This window comes from Agarivorans sp. QJM3NY_29, assembly GCF_050870835.2.
Taxonomy (GTDB): domain Bacteria; phylum Pseudomonadota; class Gammaproteobacteria; order Enterobacterales; family Celerinatantimonadaceae; genus Agarivorans.
In genome coordinates this window covers 1,010,046-1,028,335 of record NZ_CP194036.2, presented here as the reverse complement: position 1 = coordinate 1,028,335, position 18,290 = coordinate 1,010,046, and the positions used below count along the sequence as shown (strand labels likewise).

Here is an 18,290-nt window from a genome sequence, read left to right as displayed (position 1 = left end):
TTAATTTCCAACAACGGGGTCAAACCAAAACTCTTGGGGGATGGCTCGCACTTTTTCAGTTAAGTAAGGGTTGTCTAAATCAAAGATACGGCGTTGCGCCAACTGACCTTGCTGCAAAGCATTTTTCACGTCTGGGTGATTGAGAAATAAGGCCTGATAGCTGCCGTCTTCAAACATCTGCTGTAAAATGCCGTATAAGTGCTCCGCTAAATGCTGATTGTCTTTTTTTACAAAGAACAACAGTGGCATTTTATAACGCAGCATCACATAGGGATCGACAGTTAAATTATACTGAGCTTCCCGTTGCAGCTCTCCCCAAGGTTCAAAAATTCCCCGAGGAAAATAATCACAGCGTTCCGCTTCGACCATCGCAAAGATATTCGGATAACCCAAACTTTTGGCCACCTTCACCCCATTTGCTTCCAAAATGGCGGTGTCGGCCCATAGCTTACCCTGGCACGGAATATACTCCCGCATCTCATCCCAACTGTTAACCTGACTAAAGCGCTGGCGATTTTGCTGTTTAATAATCCCTAGGCGCATCCCGATGATGCCGCGGAAAATAGGGAAATAAATCGCAGTTAATTCCTGCTCTCGCTCAGCAGAGGTGGCCGTCCATATTAAATCTAATCCCCCATCATTCAGATCGGCCACTGCCTTGGTAATGACGACATCGCCGACAGCCCCGTAAGGGTAGGCAACGCTGTCGTAAAGCTCACTCCGCTTGACGATTTCTTGAGCCAATACCGCAGGAAAGATATTGCCCGCTGATGTATCGGGAATTCTCAGTGGTTTTGCAAAGCTCGCCAGAGAGATAAAACAAAGGAAATAGATTGTTTTCAGCATAGAACCTCAATACGTTTATTTTAATTACCCACCGTAAAACAAAGGGTTTAAGACCCGAAGAAAAACTTGCCCGAACCAGGCCACGATATTATTTCACTGAATATGAAACAAGATAAAAAGATATTAATTATAATTTTTGTGACCATGAATTTAATAAATAGCACCTATATTCAAGAATACAAAAAAGAACATCATTTCATTATCAAGTAAAGAGACACATTAAGATAAAAACATGTTAAATATAGATAAATAGTTGAGATGAATTCAAAACTTGCGCTTTAAGTTATTACTCTTAAACCAAAACATTTTAAACTAGAATTTAAATCAACCCTAAATAAAAACCAAAACCATTAATATAAATAAAGATTGAATTTGTATTGATTATCGCTTTGATGAGTATGAATATTAATAAACAAGCCCCGCCTTCAAGAACGCATCAGCGAACAAAAAAGAATGACCAGCAATAGATAGCAAAGACAGCCACATTCTCCATTAGCGAACTTTAGGCGGGTGGCACTAAATAATGGCCCTTAGTCTGAATGGGGAAGTGATCATGCTCAGCCAAGAGAGCCAAGCCAACCGTATCGCCTGTGAATAAGCAAACAAGTCACTGGAGCGGTGGGATTATTTTGGCTTAGTTAAGCTCGCGTGCCATATAGTGGATATACCTCTCTGTTTTGCAGATCCGAAATCCTTTACGCTGGTATAAAGCAAGCGCCGGATTCGTCTCAAACACACACAACCTCAGCAATCGGACATCAGCTTTTCTAGCAAGCTCAATTGCATAACTGAGCGCTTGAGAGCCCAAACCTTGCCCCTGCCAAGTCGGCTCAATTTGAAGGTCTCGAATATAATAAGCAAGCTCATCGTGGCTGATACGAAGCATACCTACAGGACATCGATTTACAGCAATCTCATAATTTTCAAACTCATGCCAATTTATATCGAAGGCTGCCTGATCCCAGAGGATCCCAAGTTGCTGGTAATAAGCTTGCATATTTTGACGAGTCAAACGCTCGGCAAAATCCTTGTTTTTAGCTACTTGAAATAAGGGTTTCATTTTAAACTTCCTAGACGCTCGGTGAGGGGGGAATGTCGTAAACGCACATTTCTGAGATGCCTCGCTTTAACGTGCCCCATCGATGAACGGTGACTTGTCACTCATTGATTGCTGATTGGCTCACCATCAGACAAACTCAAAATCCCCTGAAGATCTAAGCGAAAAACGCTGATTTCTTCAAGTTTGTGGGCACCTATATTTTTATAAAACTTTATCGCGGCATCATTTGTTTTTAAGGCCCACCATTCGAAACGAGCACACTGATTCTCGATGGCTAAATGTGACAAGTAAACCAGAACATGTTTGCCAAATCCTTGACCTTGATAAGCGGGTTCAATATATAAATCATCCAAATGTAAACCGCGCTGTCCTGTGGTTGTCGAGAATGTATAGTAATACACTGCAAATCCACAGGGTTTATTGTTAACATAAAAAATAATGGCCTCAGCATTAGACGTTGAACTCAATAGATTATTTTCCAGGTCCTCTTGAGTCACCGTGACTTCGAAGGGAAACCCTTCGGCGATAGCCAAGGCCTTTATAAAATGAAGTATCAGTTCAGCATTTTCTTTTTTAGCAATTTTAATTTCCAATATGCAGTTTCCCCGTTAATCGCCTATCATGCCTCGTACTTATGAACCGATGTTATTTGATCTAATTCATTTCACCAAACAAAAATCCTAAGTTCGGCTGTTACAGAGCAACTTAAAAGCTACAAACCTAAGAGCCCATAGCATCGCTCTAATACCTTTAGTCGACAAAGCATCACTCAGCATATGTGAGAGAGCGGAACCTCAGAAACACTTGGAGAGATCTGGCGTTAGAAAGTTTAAACGAGTGCAATGAGCCGAGAGTATGTCACCGCTTTCAAGGTCATCGATTCTGCTCTGCCCCAGCGAGTATTTTTAAAATCTTCGAGCAGTAGCCTTATAAATAAAAGGGTTGTTTGTTCGATAAAAGCGGGAGAAAATAGTATTTCATTTCCAATTTGCATCCATAAACGAAAAATGAAACTAGATAGTAAAGACAAGTTAATCCTCAATCTATTGCAACGGGATGTGAGCATTCCCTTAAATGAGATCGCCGAACGGGTCGGTTTATCCGCAACGCCTTGCTGGCGACGGGTACAAAAATTGGAAAATGCCGGTTTTATTCGCCATAAGGTGGCACTGCTCGACCGCCAAAAATTAAACCTTGGGGTCACGGTGTTTGTCAGTGTTCGCACCGCCCAACACGACCCTCAATGGCTGGCACTCTTTAAACAGGCCATCGAGGATATTCCAGAGATTATCGAGGCCCATCGAATGAGTGGCAGCGTCGATTATTTACTGCAAGTGGTGGTACCCAGCATCGATGATTACGATCAAGTGTATAAAAAGCTCATCGAGCGGCTGGCTTTTACCGACGTCAGTTCGGCTTTTTCCATGGAAGTGATGAAAAGTACCACCGCTCTACCGACCCACTATATGAGCTAACCGGTTTTCGCAAACATAAAACTTGGGGCTTCAATCAAGCCCGAGGCACTTTGCTCCTTAATCCTTCAGACTCCAAGCTAGCGACTGAGAAACAATGGCAATGAATAATCCCCCGCTGAATTCAGATGACTTTCAACAACGATTAATCGCTTGGCAAAAGCAGCACGGCCGTCATGATTTACCTTGGCAGCAAGATCCAAGCCCCTATCGGGTGCTGGTCTCGGAAATTATGCTGCAGCAAACCCAGGTGAAAACGGTGATCCCTTATTTTGAGCGCTGGATGCAAAGTTTCCCCAATGTGCAGATCTTAGCCGCAGCCACTGAAGACCAAGTAATGAGCCATTGGCAAGGATTGGGCTACTATTCTCGCGCTCGTAACCTGCGCAAAGCCGCCATTTATATTCAAAGCGAATGCCAGGGGAAATTCCCAGAAGATGTGAACACCTTGCAACAGATCCCCGGTGTGGGTCGTTACACCGCCGGAGCCATTGCTTCCTTTGCTTATAATCGTTACGGTCCAATTGTCGATGGCAACGTAAAACGCCTATTCTGCCGCCTATTTGGAATAGAGGGCGTCCCCGGCACCAGCAAAGTTGACCGGCAACTGTGGCAGCTTGCCGAAACTTACACCCCTCAACAACACAATCGCGCCTTTGCTCAAGGCCTGCTGGACATGGGGGCAACCCACTGTAAACCCAAGAAACCACTTTGTGAAGACTGTGCCTTTATCGATTGCTGCGCAGCATTTCTAAGCCAACGAGTCGACCAGCTACCCACCGCAAAACCGAAAAAGGTGATCCCCACCAAACCCGGTCATTTTTTATGGGTAGAAGAGCAGGGAAAGATTTTGCTAGAGCGGCGTGGTGAAGGGGGGATTTGGGGGGCGCTGTGGTGCCTACCGCAGGTCCATCTAGACCCAGTGTTGATCGGCGCTGAATTAAAAGGAAACTTTAAACACACCTTTACTCACTATAAATTAGAGGCGCAGGTTTGGTCCGTTGATCAAATAAATGAACCACATCTGGAACAACATTGGGTCTCATTAAGTGAACTCGAAGCGCGCGGCTTACCCACCCCAATCAAAAAATTCATCTTAAAAAATATGTAAATAGAGTCAAAGCATCAAGCCTCAAAATGCCAGTACATTTCACTAAGTGCTGGTATTTTGGGCGCTTCATTCAAGCTAACTTCAATGCTTAGTGGTCGGCCTGTGATTCAGCGGCTTACCCTTTAATAGAGAACAATATTTAGCAAGCCGCCACCAATGACTCACCCCCAATGATCTTGACTCATGACGAAATAGATATATGATTCGTATACGTTTCGCAAGCGAATCATATAAAATGGGTATTGTTAAAATTTCCGAAGAACTCCATCAAGAAATCCGAAAAGCCAGTTCTGTCATGTCACGCTCGATCAATTCACAAGCTGAATTCTGGATCCGCATTGGGATGCTAGCCGAGCTTCATCCGCAACGCTCATTCAATCAAATCGTCTCAGAACTACTCAAATCAGCAGAGGTCTCTGTCGCCAAAGTCGCCATACAAGAAGCGCATACCGATGAATAATGGCGTAAAGATTAAATCGGCAAGTGAAATTGAATTAATGCGCCATGCCGGGCACCTACTGACACAGGTCTTTCAGATGTTAGACCGCTACCTTAAACCCGGCCTCTCTACCCTAGAAATAAATGACAAAGTAGAACATTTTATTGTCAATGATCTTAATGCTCGGCCAGCGAGCAAAGGCCAATATGGTTATCAATATGTTTTAAACTCTTCAATCAATGAAGTGGTATGTCATGGGGTTCCAACGCCTAGTCAGCGATTAAAAAGGACCGACATCATTAACTTAGATATTACCTTAGAGAAAAATGGTTTTATTGCAGACTCAAGCAAGATGTATCTCATGCCAGAAGCGTCACCGGCAGCTAAAAAGCTGGCCCAAGCCACCTATGAGGCAATGTGGGCTGGAATTAAACAAGTGAAGCCAGGCGCTAAACTTGGCGATATTGGCCATGCGATTCAACAATATGCGGAACGCCGTGGCTATAGTATCGTGAAAGAATACTGTGGCCACGGGATAGGGCAAGCAATGCACGAAGCACCACAAGTGCTGCATTACGGTACGCCAAACCGAGGCCTTGAGCTAAAAGAGGGCATGATTTTCACCATCGAACCGATGGTCAATCAAGGTTCCGCAAAAGTTAAAACCAAAAAAGATGGCTGGACCGTCGTCACCCGTGACAAAAAACTTTCTGCACAATCGGAACACACCATCTTAGTCACCCCTGTAGACTATGAGGTGCTCACGCTGCGGGAAGAGGAACGATAAGAGTCGTGGTGAAATCAGCGCTAAATGAGCCCCAGTAAACCTTAGATGCATAAAGTAGGTCAGTCTGCGCCACTCGTAAACTGACCCTCTAGAACTAAAACCGCACGACACAAGATCACCGCGAATGATGCACCAAACCGTCACGACCCACATCGGCCGAGCACAGTGAAAAGTAACTCATCTTTAATTTCTTTAATTTCTTCAGTGACAAAACCATCAAATTAAAGCTAAGCTGAATTTCAGTCTAATAGTAGCCAAGCGGCTGTTTTAATTAAATTAAAACACTTACAAAAATGATCCATGATTTTATCTAGCCACGCCATTGTTCAACTGTTAACCAGCAAGCCACTCATGATAAGCCTGTGGCTCATGCTGTGCTCATTGCCCCTCACCGCAAAAACACGAAGCGCCCACAGCGCAGAGAGCTACTTTTCAATGGCAGGTGGCAGTGGTATCACCTACCTAGAGGATGACGTGACCGACGAGCAAAAAAAACAGCACTTCCGTTCCTTTGATATTCGCTTCGCCCAGCACTTTGCTCAAAGTTGGCGAGTCGATCTCGTTCATGCCAACGAAGGCCACGCCTATAATCACCACCGAGATGGTTTTTCAACTCATGTCAGCTACATCTACGTTCCAACAGATAGCTTCCGCTTCGAGATCGGTGCAGGCCCTTACATGTCCTTTAATACCACCGTTGATCACTCAGGCCTTGAACTAAACGAAAAACGACTCGGTGCAATGAGCACCCTTAGCGTTATCTATCCACTTTCCTATTTAAGCCAAAGCGCCCAACTTCGTTTGCAACTTAATAGTTACTTGGTGCCAAATCGCCCACATAGCAATTCCTTGCTGATTGGTTTGGGCTTTGATATAGATAACGCAAATCACCAAAGCAGACCAGCCTCTTCCGCGTGGCTCAACGATTTGTCGATATCTCTGGTTAACACCAAAATTAACCATGGCGGACCAACCACCACCATTGGTTACAGTATCGATATGGCAAAACACTTTAATCATCATCTTGCCTTATCCTTGGCTTATATCGATGAAGGCGGTAACAACGGGGCCAGCAGTCGACACGGCTTTACCAGTCAGCTTTGGAAAATAGTCCCGCTAGGGAGTCATTTCGAAGGGCGAATTGGGGCGGGCGGCTACCTCGCGCAAGACAAAATAGAACACCGCAGCGCTTACGACTTGAAAGGCATAATTAGCTTTGGCGTGAACTACTTCCCTGCTTGGCATTTTTTTGATTCGGGCTACTTTGGTCTCAGCCTTAGCCGGGTGATGGATTATCAAGGCCACCAAGACGACGCCGATTTATTACGCCTAAGTATCGGCAAGCGCTTTTAGCTCAAACAATACTTAAACGCTGAAGCGAAATTCAAATCCCCTAAACCGCATAAAAATAGACAGGAAAAAACCGCCCTTTAATTGCTCTGAGCAATGCATTGATTCAGTCACGCCTATTGGGTCAGTCGCAATAACAGCAACCCAGCTTAAGAGAAAATCTGCGTGAATGCTTGTAGCCCTTAAGCACTCGTTGATGATGGGGCTTTTGCTTGATTCTTCACCGCTTTCACCCAAGGTGATAACGATTCATGAAACTTATGGCTGACTCAGCAATCAGCAGGAAGAATGAGAAGCAGCAGCGATTAACCGACCTTTTTTGTGCTAAATCGTTTTTGCCCCAAAATGAGTTAACTTATTTTTTTGGGGAGCTGTTAGTCTCGTTTTTATCATTTAGTTTTGGATCGATCTGTTAGTGAGGGTTTCGCCCTGACGGCGATATACTTTTCTTTGCTGGCCAAAGAAAAGTATACAAAAGAAAGGCCATCCAGCACCTTCTTAGATCCTCCGTTGCTCACTCACAAGGGCGTTGAAGTAGCTTGCTACGCTCAAACAGACTTCAACTTTACTCCCTTGTTCATTTGCGCGACTCGGCGAAGATGATGGGATTTAAAAGCGTAATCTTGGCTATCGAGAGAGTGAAAGGTTTTTGCTTCAAAGTGAGTTAGCTCAATTCACCAGATTGTCAAGACATCGCTTTTCTTATAATGAGCTATCTCATAGCAGCCCCGTTCTGCGTTAGCAACGGGGTAAAAGCTTTCGCCTACGGCGACGTCATTTTTCTTTGACGAGCAAAGAAAAACGAAGCAAAAAGAAAGCTCGCCCTGCATCTTCTTAAACCCTGCGTTGCTCATTCTCAAGGGCGTTGAAGTAACTCGCTACGCTCAAACAGACTTCAACTTTGGCCCCTTGTTCATTTGCGCTACTCGGCGAAGATGATGGGATTTAAAAGCGTAATCTTGGCTATCGAGAGTGTGAAAGTTTTTTGTTTTTAGAATGGGGGTCTAGTTTATTAATGTTCTTGTTCATCAGCTCGCCCTCTCTTTAGATAAAAAGGCGTCCGGCTTCCTTCAGACATTCCCTCGCAGTTATGCCCTTGCCATTCGCTAGTAGTTAGCGTTTAATAATCAAAGTGTTATTAAACGGTGACCTTCCTACAGAGGACTTTCACCTCATTAGTTCATGCCCATGCTCGGCGTACACAAGTAATTCAGGTGACGCCTAAGGCGCACCTGATTTAGGCGTTATGCATTCGGAGGACAAATGACAGACTATCCAAGGTATCAAGGAAAAACACTTGCCTATCTCGATCAAAACATTCTCGATATTTTTGTAAAACATGGAATGATCGACTTTGCATACTCGATTAAGGACAACTATCAAATAGTTTACTCCGATGAGACTCTAAAAGAAATTAAGCGCTCTGGCGACTATGCAAAAAAGTTTCTTGATGTTTTAGTAGAGCTTGATGCTTTTCAGATAAAGCAAAGGATGACCAGCGCATTTGAAGTTACTGATGAGGCTACGGTCTCTAAAAGGGACCCTTACGAGGCTTATGCTGAGTATTGTAGTCAAGAGCCTGTGTACGAAGAGCTGATTCAGTCAATGATGCAAAGCTTACTCAAAACTCACGGTGGTCGTAAAGGGGACGATTTTGAGGTTCTAAAAAATGAACAGTTGGGTGCCTTTTCTGGTCTGTTAGATCACCTTCAAGAACAAGCAGATGTTATCAGACAGGCTAATCCGATAGTAGCTGAATCAATTGATGCATATTCATCCTTGTCTAAAATCCATATGGAATCGACCTTAGATCAATCTACAAGTATTATGTCTTCAAACGTTGAAAATGAAGAAGACTGGTCCGGCGTTAAAGCGTTCAGATATGCTATGGGCATTGGACCAAAAGAGTTAAACAACATATCGCCACCAAAGGTTCTTGAGCAAATATGGGAGCTTTATAAGCACAAAAATGAGTACAAAGACTTAAATTGGACTTTAGAGGATTTCTTCTCTATCAGAACGAACCCGATTTATCCAGAGAAGCCATATTTCAACTTTCAAAAAGTCACCGCGATATATAACCATTTAAATATCATCGGGTATTATCCTGATTCAAAAACACATAGAGAGCGACGTTTCACTGCAGCGATGAGTGACCAAGGACATGCTTCGATAGGTTCATTTGCAAAAGTTCTAGTTTCAAGAGATGAGAGCTTTGTTAAAAAAACAATGGCGGCGTACGAGTTTTTAGGTATAGATACCGAAATTATGTGGGTGTCTGTAGAAAATGCATAACAAACGACAATACCACGGTTTTGCCAATACCACTGACTCACTCTTGGACAAAGACCTGCCAGCGATTCTTCTAATTTAGATATCATCGAATAGCTGTTAGTACCCCAAAATGCAATCAGGCGCCTCTTATTGCAGTGTCTAATGTGGGAGAAAATGGGCAAAAGTCAGCACAATCTATCCGAGAACCACAAATCACGATTGAATTTTTATGCTACTTAACAGCATGTCTCTCTAGTGGCTAATACTCCCCTTAAGTAGACGTTTTATCGGTGCTCTGAAATCAGCATTGCTCTTGTTCCTTCTTGTAAGGCTTCAAACAAATGCGGTAAGTCTCCAGGGTAAGAAATGTAATCGCCTTCATTAAGTTCGTAACTTTCTGAAACCAAGCCGAGCTGAGCCTTCCCTTTGGTAATAACAACGTGTTCGATTACGCCCTGATTGTGAGGCTCCGAGTAATGGGGCTCTCCAGGTTCAACTTCAATCCAGTATATATCTCGACTTACATTAGGCGGACATGCTGCAAGCAAAGTAGCTTGATAATTTTTACGCTTTGAGACGACCGTCGCTCCTTCACCATAGCGAATGATTTTGGTTTTTTGCCTCGGTGATTCAAGCAAGTGCGAGACTGGGATACCAAGTACGTTACAAATAGACCATAACGTTTCGATACTTGGATTCCCAAAGCCGTTTTCCAATTGAGACAACGTTGATTTTGCAATTTTTGCCTGTCTGGCAACCTCCGCAATGCTTAGCCCAGAACGTCTTCTTTCTGAATTTAACGTAGCTGCAATTTGTGCAATAGGTGGGTCATTTCTATTCATAGGACAGATTAGCCGTAAAATTTATGTTCATTATATCAAACGTACGTTTTTTTGACAGCTCACGCTTGTTCGTTCAATATAAAAAACCATCGTTCATTAAAGTGCTTATGAATTTGTCGTAATTGATAAAATGAAAGCGAACACTAAACATTAAAAGGAAATTAAATTGGAATACATGATTTCTATAGCGTTATTTGCTATCTCTTCTTCAGTTACACCAGGCCCCAATAACATTCTGGTCATGACATCGGGACTAAACTTTGGCGTACGAAAGAGTGTGCCTTTACTGACAGGCATTTGTATCGGTTTTACAGTTATGCTCCTAGTAGTCGGATTGGGGTTCGGTCGTCTTTTTACACTGTTTCCCCAACTGAGCTTAATCATAAAGATAATTGGGACAACATATTTGCTTTATTTGGCCTGGCTTATAGCCAGAACTGGTTCAGTTGATATTGGCGATCAACAGGCCAGGCCGCTGGTTTTTTTGAAAGGAGCGGCCTTTCAGTGGGTCAATGCCAAGGCATGGGTAGTTGCTATTGGAGCAATTTCTACATTCACAACCATAGGAGAGCAATACACAATCCAAAACATAACCATTGCTACAACCTTTTTCTTCGTTTCATTACCATGCGTAGGTGTTTGGTTACTGTTTGGTTCTTTCCTCCAACAAAAACTGAAGAACGATAACTTTCTACGCTGGTTTAACATGTCTATGTCTTTATTGTTATTGCTATCGGTCTTTCCTGTGATTAGAGACATTTCGCAACAATTAATAGCTAGTTGACAATGAATGGTTATTCAGAGCGAACATTAAATAAGTTAACTTATAAGACGAAAGAAAATGGGAGTTTCCTTTCACCACCTTTTGACTAGCCTTCAAACAAGAAGGATAGAACTGACGTAGTCGAAATATATAGGTCAAAAATTTCACCAACACACATGGGGCAAAGCCTTCTCAGAGCGAAAGACAAACTTAGAAGTCAGGCTTGTGGTCAAGTTGGTGATAAAGATATAACCTATAGCCGTAAGTGCATGAAGATAGGTAATAAAGTAGCTTTGGTATATAAACCCGCTTCAAAATCTGATGCTCAAAAGATGATAGACGCGATTGTGATGCCAATTGCTCGTTCGAAAACGGTTGTTGGCGCAAAGCTAGGTTATTTGCATATAGATGTGCAAGGTAAACAAATTCCATTTGATACTCGTGGCTGGGACAATTATTACCGTTAAAAACGGTGAACAGAATGTATCTCCGTACAGATTGTTTGTTTTAAATCTTAACGGTGGAGCCTGTAAATTAAATTGTGTAATTGCTTATAATTAGGCCTGAACAGGCTAAGGATAAGCAACATGGATAAGAAAGCTCTCGAAGCATTTGCTCGTGAAGCCGCTAAGTCAATCAAGACCCCTTCAGATCTAGATGACTTTCGTAAAATGTTAACCAAGGTGACTGTTGAGACAGCGTTAAATGCTGAGCTTGATGACCACCTCGGTTATCAGAAACACGCTGAAAAGCCCGATAAGAATAGTCGTAATGGTTATTCATCCAAGACCTTGATCACCGACGATGGTGAGATTGAACTGGATGTACCTCGAGACCGAGATGCCTCGTTTGAACCGAAGCTTGTTCGTAAGCATCAAACTCGATTTCAATCGATGGATGACAAGATATTAAGCCTTTACGCCAAAGGCATGACAACTCGTGAAATCGTCGCTACGTTCAAAGAAATGTACGATGCTGATGTCTCTGCAAGCCTCATATCTAAAGTTACCGACTCAGTTCTAGAGCAGGTTGTTGAATGGCAATCACGGCCACTGGATGCAGTCTATCCCATCGTCTACCTTGATTGCATCGTGGTGAAAATCCGCCAAAACAAACAGCTCGTCAATAAGGCGATTTACTTGGCTCTGGGCGTAAATATCGAAGGTCAGAAAGAACTTTTAGGGATGTGGATATCTGAAACGGAAGGTGCGAAGTTCTGGCTCAGCGTTCTCACTGAACTCCAGACTCGAGGTATCAACGACATTCTTATCGCTTGTGTTGATGGCTTGAAGGGCTTTCCAGATGCTATTAATGCCGTATTCCCAAAAACCCAAATACAGCTCTGTATCGTCCACATGGTGCGCAATTCAATGAAGTATGTCCCTTGGAAAGACTACAAGGCTGTAACGGCAGATCTCAAAGGTATTTACCAGTCGAATACCGAGGAAGAAGCGCTTCTGGCCCTCGAACAATTTGGTGACCAGTGGGATGATAAATACCCACAGATAAGCCGCTCTTGGACAGCGCATTGGGATAATTTAAATACATTGTTCAGCTACCCTCAGGACATTCGTAAAGCCATTTACACGACGAATGCGATAGAGTCCTTGAACAGTGTGATACGCAAAGCGACAAAGAAGCGTAAGCTATTCCCCACGGATGAATCAGCGAGGAAAGTTGTCTATCTTGCAATTATGGATGCATCGAAACGCTGGTCGATGCCAATAAGAAACTGGCGACAGGCTCTCAATCGCTTTATGATTATGTTTGAAGACCGACTTACTGATTACTTGTAACCCAAAGCAGTTACACAGAATTATTTACAGGGTCTAACGGTGCGATTTATAGCTCGACCATTTGGCGTTTCGGTATTCCAAATTGAAGGGCCCCTGCGTGATTCGTCTGGTGATTCCAATTAGATAGATTAGTCAGGCAGTCATCGCACGGAACAGATATATTGATCTAACGAACTTCTGCCCCAAACCTTCTTAGCCCCAACGAACTGACCACCTAGCCAGTACAGCAGTAGACCAAATTAATCTAATCTGTACTTTGGGAACTTATACAGAACCTTTCCGTAATTCTACCTCGAAATTATCTATCGATTCATTGAAAGGCGGCGTTATTGCAAACGCCGCACTTTTCCGGTTGTAGACGCTAGTCAACTTTGATTTTTGCGACTGAAATACTGACTGCTCCCATCTCTAAAACGTACTGTTCACCTGTATTTGTAGGTAACTGAAAATCCACATGTGTAGCTAAAGTCTCTGTCTGCAAATATCTTAAGTACTTTTCTATCCAATTTCTTACGTGATCTGATGTGTTCATAGACACCGAAATCTTATCCGTCACACCAAAACCGGAGGACTTTCTCAGTTTCTGAATACGGCTCACAACTTCTCGAATCATCCCTTCTGCAACCAACTCTTCTGTGAGGTTAGGTTCAAACTCCATAGAGATATAACGGTTAGAAACCGCGTTTACCCCCTCCTTCGCCTTTCTGTAGATGACAATTTCTTCTTCGGAAAAGCGTTGTCCATCAATTTCCAGAAACCCAACTTGCTGAAGTTGAACAATATCAGTCGGTACAAGGTTAGCAATCAGATTGGCATAGTGTTTCATTTGCTTACCCAGACGTTTTCCCAGTGCTGGAAAGTTTGCCTTCGCGTAAAGGTCGATAAATTTTCCTTCCTCCGTACTAAAACTTAAGGACTTAAAGTTAAGCTCCGCTTTTATGTAATCAGACAAACGTCGAATGTCATCCAGCACTGTTTTATCTCGGTGCAGCACCGTTGCCTGGCTCAAAGGTGTTTTTAGCTTTACTTTAATATCATTTCTCATTTGTCGGCCCATGATGATCAAATGTTGAAAACTCTGAACACTTGTCTCGAGATCGGGCACCCTGAGCTCCTCGATTGTTTGAGGATAACGACGCAAATGTACCGACAATGGTCGCTGCGCATTCTCGTCATACTCTTTAAGCTGTTGATAAATGAACTCCGACAAGAAAGGGGCAAACGGTGCCATTAACGTCGTAAACGTGTCTAGACAATGATAAAGGGTGGCGTAAGCGCTCTCCTTGTCCTTATTCATTTCAGGTTGCCAGTAACGCGAACGGTTCAGACGAATATACCAGTTGGTTAAATCTTCCAAAAACTCAAACAAAGGTGGTACCACTTCATACAAATGGTACGCCTGCATTTCAGCGTTCACTTTTTCTTTCAAACTTTCCAAACGAGAAACAATCCACTGATCAAGTACGTTGTTTCTCGGCGCGGAGCCTTCGACTTTCCATCCGTCGATATCAGCATAGGTTTTAAAGAACTTAAATCCGTTATACCAAGGGAGCAGTACCTGTCTCACCATTTCCTGAACGCCTTTATCAGAAAATTTCTGTTCCTCGGCTTTTACCAGACCAGAATTGATCAGGTACAATCGCAACGCATCGGCACCGTACTGTTCCATTAGGATATCGGGAGCTGTGTAGTTTTTTAGCCGTTTAGACATTTTCTTACCGTCTTCCGCCATCACAATGCCGTTAACAATGACATTGGTGAAAGCGGGTTTACCGAACAGACACTCGCTTAACACTTGTAAGGTATAGAACCATCCTCGAGTCTGATCTACCCCTTCAGCGATAAACGATGCAGGAAAACTTGCTTCAAACTCTTGCTTGTTCTCGAATGGATAATGAACCTGCGCATAGGGCATTGAGCCTGACTCAAACCAACAATCAAAGACTTCCGGTATCCTACGATATACACCATCCTCTCCGGCTAAAGTAAAAGTTAAATGGTCGATATGATCCCTATGCAAGTCTTCAATTTGAGCCCCGGTTAAAGACGTCAGCTCTTCGATAGATCCAACACAGTATGGTTTTTCTGTAACATCATTTATCCAGATAGGCAGTGGCGTCCCCCAATATCGATTTCTTGAAACCGCCCAATCAATCGCATTTTCCAGCCATTTGCCCATTCGACCCTGCTGGATATGTTCTGGCACCCATTTGATCTGGTGGTTGTTTTTAACAAGTTTGCCTCTCAGTTGGGTTACACCGATATACCATGAAGGCACCGTTCGATAGATGATTGGTGTATCAGAGCGAGGGCAAAAGGGATAACGGTGCATTAACGTGTCATGCCGATACAACAGCCCTCGTTCCTTAATGGCCTGAATTATCGATTTATCAGCATCTTTCACATAAACGTTGGCAAAATCACTCACTTCCCCAGTAAAGCGACCTCGGCTATCCAGCGGACACACACTAGCCTCGACACCGTTTTCACGGCAGACTCGTTGATCTTCCTCACCAAAAGCGGGGGCGATATGGACAATACCAGTACCACTTTCCTGCGATACAAAAGTATCCGCGAGGACTTTAAACGCACCTTTGGCTTTGTTCTGTACAAAGTAAGGAAAGATAGGCGTATAGGATTTACCTGCAAGATCTGACCCCTTAGTGGTAGCGAGCACTTCGACTGAATGTCCTTTAGTAAAACTCTCTAATAACTCTTTAGCAATCCAAAACTTTTTACCTACAGACTGGTCGAACACCTTAACGTAATCAAAGTCAGGATTTACGCAGAGAGCAAGATTTGAAGGTAAGGTCCAAGGTGTTGTCGTCCATGCTGCGAGATAACCATCTTCGTCTTCTAGTTTAAACAGTACCGAAATTGCGGGGTCTTGCACATCTTTGTAGTTCGATGTTGCCTCAAAGTTTGATAACACGGTTTCGAGTTCTGTTGAGTAGGCGACAACCTTTTCCCCCTGATAAACCAAACCTCTATCCCACAGCTGCTTAAACACCCACCATACGGATTCCATATACCAGGGTTCCAGAGTTCGATAGTCATTATCGAAATCTACCCAACGGCCTAGGCGGGTTATTGTTTTCTCCCACTCCTGTGTATACCGTTGAACGATACCACGGCATTCGTCGTTATATTTAGCGATACCAAACTTCTCTACCGCTTCCTTAGCAGACATCCCCAATGATTTGTCTATCTCATGCTCGATAGGAAGACCATGACAATCCCAGCCAAATCGCCTTTCAACGTAATGTCCAAGCATGGTTTGATAGCGAGGGATTATGTCTTTGATAGTGGAAGCAACTAAATGGCCGTGGTGGGGTAACCCTGTAGCAAAGGGAGGACCATCGTAAAATACGAACTTAGGTTTATCTTTTGACTGCTCCAGAGATGCCTGGAATACGCTGTGCGTTTCCCAGAATTGCAGCATGTCATGCTCAGCATCCACAAAAGAAAAACTTGTTGATGGAGATGCCTGTTTTTGTTTAGAACTCATATTTACCTCTTAACTTAAGATCCTAAGAGGTAAGTACAAAAAACCCGCCTCTTAGGCGGGTCTTAAAATTTAGTTGCACTAACTATCCCACCATTTCTTAAGAAATGATGATAATAATTCGTTGGAAGTTAGGCGTCATATTCATAAATACAGGTTGGCACTTGCCGCTTTGTTTGTCAATCAGTGTATAAGTGAATTGGTCCACATTCATGTCTGTTTAGCGCATGGTTTGCAATATCAGAGGTGAACCGAACAGTCAGATTGTGTTTTAGTTTGTAACTCGGAAATGTCCATCTTTATTTCAGCCTGATCGGGCTGAAAAATTTCTGCCCCAAAGTGAGTTAACTTATTTTTTTGGGGAGCTGTTAGTCTCGTTTTTATCATTTAGTTTTGGATAGATCTGTTAGTGAGGGTTTCGCCCTGACGGCGATATACTAAGCTTGCTTGGCTAAAGCTTAGTATACAAAAGAAAGGCCACCCTGCATCTTCTTAGATCCTCCGTTGCTCACTCACAAGGGCGTTGAAGTAAACACTACGCTCAAACAGACTTCAACTTTGCTCCCTTGTTCATTTGCGCTACTCGGCGAAGATGATGGGAGTTAAAAGCGTAATCTTGGCTATCGAGAGAGTGAAAGGTTTTTGTTTTTAGAATGGGTGTCTAGTTTATTCTTCACCATTCCATCTTCCGCGAGTTTAATGGCAAGAATCACAAATTTTTAGCCAAAAAATACGGTGTATCCGAACAATGGATCTACTCCGTAACCAAACAAATGCAAAAGCGCATCAAAGACAAAATGCAGCTAGGGCTATTTGGGGATTGATTCAGACGAGTTTAGTCGGTCTAGTAGATCTTTGGGTACAGGCTTAATATCAGAAAAATTCCTAGGCTCCAATTTTGGTAGGTTAAACGTTTCAGGGAGTTTGGTTGCTGATAAGGTGGTTGACATAGTTATCACCTGTGTCGATATACCTTTATAGTTTTGGGCTAACTGGTTTAGCTTTGTTGCTGTGGCTAAGGTTGCTTCATCATTGTTAGTTAGTTTTTGTTGAAGTTGTTCAAGCTGCTTATTTTCAGTGATCAACAATGACTCTAATTTCACACCTCTATATAAAGTTAATCCTAAGACTACGGTTCCTAAAATAGCAAAATAAAGGCCGGGGGCTCCATTCCTTAGTGTTACCTTTGCGTCTTTATACTCTCCATCAAAGTCGCCAGCGCTCTTAGTTATTCCTTTGAGAAACAGGCTATAGCCCATCCAACAAAGCCCTGTACCACTTAATAAACTGGCACATTTGTAGATAACGACCATTACGTTGTTGTCCATACACACCTACGTTGTATATTTACTTAATTGTCACTATGTATAGTGCTGATGAAAATAATTGTCAAAATCCCCAATGGAGATTGCTGTGAATAAACATGAGAAGGAAGGTATCAAGGCGCTATTCAACATGTTTTGGCAGGCCGGAGCATTAGTAGGTGCCATTTTTACAGTTCTAGCATTTTTAGCTCTAAACTGGGTTGCTACGATTCAGGAGCAGTCTAACTTCATGACTCGTATTTTTGACAGGTCGGTGAAGTGGTTGTTCTTTTCAGTACCATTAGGTCTTTTGCTTATTGTCACTATCTGCTTAATTCATGCGGTAAAAGTTTATATTCGACAAAAAAGTTCATAAACATCGCATTTTCAATATGTTAAAGGACGTTTCAAATAGTAAATCAAATTCTCCCGCCTGTTTTCGGATTCTCCCGTATTTATCGCAGTCTCATGGGATACTTTTCTTAGATAGGTTCACCAAATGACGATAAAGCCAAAATCCACAGGGTCCTACTTCATAAACTACACAAAGATGAGTAGCCAAGCCTTTGTATTTTTTGATAAGTTTGTTGAAAGAACGAATATTGGTGGGGATGGTGCCATGGTAAATAGGCTCATCTCTCGAGTTATCAATACAATAAGCGACATCTGTGGTTTCTTTGTGAACGTCTAGTCCAATGAAAAACGAGTTAGATTTAAACATATCGATCTCCTGTTCTGTTA

General features: G+C 42.9%; 18 protein-coding genes. 11 read left to right on the top strand and 7 right to left on the bottom strand.

Translation table 11 applies throughout. From position 1 onward, the window contains the following. The 3 genes from ACRRS0_RS04680 to ACRRS0_RS04670 all read right to left on the bottom strand — a co-directional run bounded on the left by ACRRS0_RS04680 (position 1) and on the right by ACRRS0_RS04670 (position 2,499). On the bottom strand, positions 1–846 hold the full coding sequence (locus ACRRS0_RS04680; protein WP_432454368.1) for a hypothetical protein: 846 nt from the start codon (positions 844–846) through the stop codon (positions 1–3). Between the two features lie 634 nt (positions 847–1,480). Beyond that, positions 1,481–1,906 (bottom strand): GNAT family N-acetyltransferase, encoded by a 426-nt coding sequence (locus ACRRS0_RS04675; protein ID WP_432454369.1) that lies wholly within the window; start codon positions 1,904–1,906, stop codon positions 1,481–1,483. Positions 1,907–2,007: 101 nt separating this feature from the next. Beyond that, positions 2,008–2,499 (bottom strand): GNAT family N-acetyltransferase, encoded by a 492-nt coding sequence (locus ACRRS0_RS04670; RefSeq protein WP_432454370.1) that lies wholly within the window; start codon positions 2,497–2,499, stop codon positions 2,008–2,010. A 249-nt stretch (positions 2,500–2,748) separates the two neighbouring features. On the opposite strand from ACRRS0_RS04670, the gene ACRRS0_RS04665 reads away from it, so the two are divergent. From ACRRS0_RS04665 to ACRRS0_RS04640, 6 genes are all read left to right on the top strand, one after another. After that, complete coding sequence (locus ACRRS0_RS04665; protein ID WP_439022894.1) at positions 2,749–3,381, top strand: Lrp/AsnC family transcriptional regulator; 633 nt, start codon at positions 2,749–2,751, stop codon at positions 3,379–3,381. 100 nt (positions 3,382–3,481) lie between these two features. Beyond that, positions 3,482–4,489, top strand: coding sequence for an A/G-specific adenine glycosylase (mutY, locus tag ACRRS0_RS04660; protein ID WP_432454372.1), 1,008 nt, complete (start codon positions 3,482–3,484; stop codon positions 4,487–4,489). 235 nt (positions 4,490–4,724) lie between these two features. After that, entirely contained in the window at positions 4,725–4,949 is a 225-nt protein-coding gene (locus tag ACRRS0_RS04655) for a ParD-like family protein (protein WP_432454373.1), read from the top strand. Continuing rightward, positions 4,942–5,715 carry a type I methionyl aminopeptidase gene (map, locus tag ACRRS0_RS04650; RefSeq protein ID WP_432454374.1) on the top strand — a complete coding sequence of 258 codons (774 nt, stop codon included), beginning with the start codon at positions 4,942–4,944 and terminating at the stop codon, positions 5,713–5,715. Before ACRRS0_RS04655 ends, map begins: the two co-directional genes overlap by 8 nt. Before the next feature lie 435 nt (positions 5,716–6,150). Further along, positions 6,151–7,068 (top strand): hypothetical protein, encoded by a 918-nt coding sequence (locus ACRRS0_RS04645; RefSeq protein ID WP_432454375.1) that lies wholly within the window; start codon positions 6,151–6,153, stop codon positions 7,066–7,068. Between the two features lie 1,260 nt (positions 7,069–8,328). Next, positions 8,329–9,360, top strand: a complete 1,032-nt coding sequence (locus ACRRS0_RS04640) for a hypothetical protein (protein WP_432454376.1) — start codon at positions 8,329–8,331, stop codon at positions 9,358–9,360. A gap of 263 nt (positions 9,361–9,623) precedes the next feature. Here the strand turns inward: ACRRS0_RS04640 and ACRRS0_RS04635 are convergent, their stop codons facing one another. Then, a complete protein-coding gene (locus tag ACRRS0_RS04635; protein WP_432454377.1) occupies positions 9,624–10,181 on the bottom strand; it encodes a helix-turn-helix domain-containing protein in 558 nt (185 codons plus the stop codon). A 166-nt stretch (positions 10,182–10,347) separates the two neighbouring features. On the opposite strand from ACRRS0_RS04635, the gene ACRRS0_RS04630 reads away from it, so the two are divergent. The 3 genes from ACRRS0_RS04630 (at position 10,348) to ACRRS0_RS04620 (ending at position 12,740) form a co-directional block, all read left to right on the top strand. Continuing rightward, positions 10,348–10,965, top strand: coding sequence for a LysE family translocator (locus ACRRS0_RS04630; protein WP_432454378.1), 618 nt, complete (start codon positions 10,348–10,350; stop codon positions 10,963–10,965). A gap of 155 nt (positions 10,966–11,120) precedes the next feature. Then, the gene (locus ACRRS0_RS04625) at positions 11,121–11,411 is read left to right on the top strand and encodes a hypothetical protein (RefSeq protein ID WP_432454379.1); all 291 of its coding nucleotides are present in this window, start codon (positions 11,121–11,123) and stop codon (positions 11,409–11,411) included. A 120-nt stretch (positions 11,412–11,531) separates the two neighbouring features. Next, positions 11,532–12,740 carry an IS256 family transposase gene (locus ACRRS0_RS04620; RefSeq protein ID WP_432454380.1) on the top strand — a complete coding sequence of 403 codons (1,209 nt, stop codon included), beginning with the start codon at positions 11,532–11,534 and terminating at the stop codon, positions 12,738–12,740. A gap of 361 nt (positions 12,741–13,101) precedes the next feature. Here the strand turns inward: ACRRS0_RS04620 and ileS are convergent, their stop codons facing one another. After that, on the bottom strand, positions 13,102–16,248 hold the full coding sequence (ileS, locus tag ACRRS0_RS04615; protein WP_432454381.1) for an isoleucine--tRNA ligase: 3,147 nt from the start codon (positions 16,246–16,248) through the stop codon (positions 13,102–13,104). A gap of 665 nt (positions 16,249–16,913) precedes the next feature. Between ileS and ACRRS0_RS04610 the strand changes: the two genes are divergently transcribed. Further along, positions 16,914–17,069: a Mor transcription activator family protein gene (locus tag ACRRS0_RS04610; RefSeq protein ID WP_439022899.1), complete on the top strand. Its 156-nt coding sequence runs from the start codon at positions 16,914–16,916 to the stop codon at positions 17,067–17,069. Here ACRRS0_RS04610 and ACRRS0_RS04605 read toward each other — a convergent pair. After that, on the bottom strand, positions 17,055–17,573 hold the full coding sequence (locus ACRRS0_RS04605; RefSeq protein WP_432454382.1) for a hypothetical protein: 519 nt from the start codon (positions 17,571–17,573) through the stop codon (positions 17,055–17,057). The two genes, ACRRS0_RS04610 and ACRRS0_RS04605, sit on opposite strands and share 15 nt — an antisense overlap. A gap of 85 nt (positions 17,574–17,658) precedes the next feature. Between ACRRS0_RS04605 and ACRRS0_RS04600 the strand changes: the two genes are divergently transcribed. Next, complete coding sequence (locus ACRRS0_RS04600) at positions 17,659–17,925, top strand: hypothetical protein (RefSeq protein WP_432454383.1); 267 nt, start codon at positions 17,659–17,661, stop codon at positions 17,923–17,925. A gap of 90 nt (positions 17,926–18,015) precedes the next feature. Here the strand turns inward: ACRRS0_RS04600 and ACRRS0_RS04595 are convergent, their stop codons facing one another. Then, positions 18,016–18,270 (bottom strand): hypothetical protein, encoded by a 255-nt coding sequence (locus ACRRS0_RS04595; protein WP_432454384.1) that lies wholly within the window; start codon positions 18,268–18,270, stop codon positions 18,016–18,018. Between the last annotated feature and the right edge of the window lie 20 nt (positions 18,271–18,290).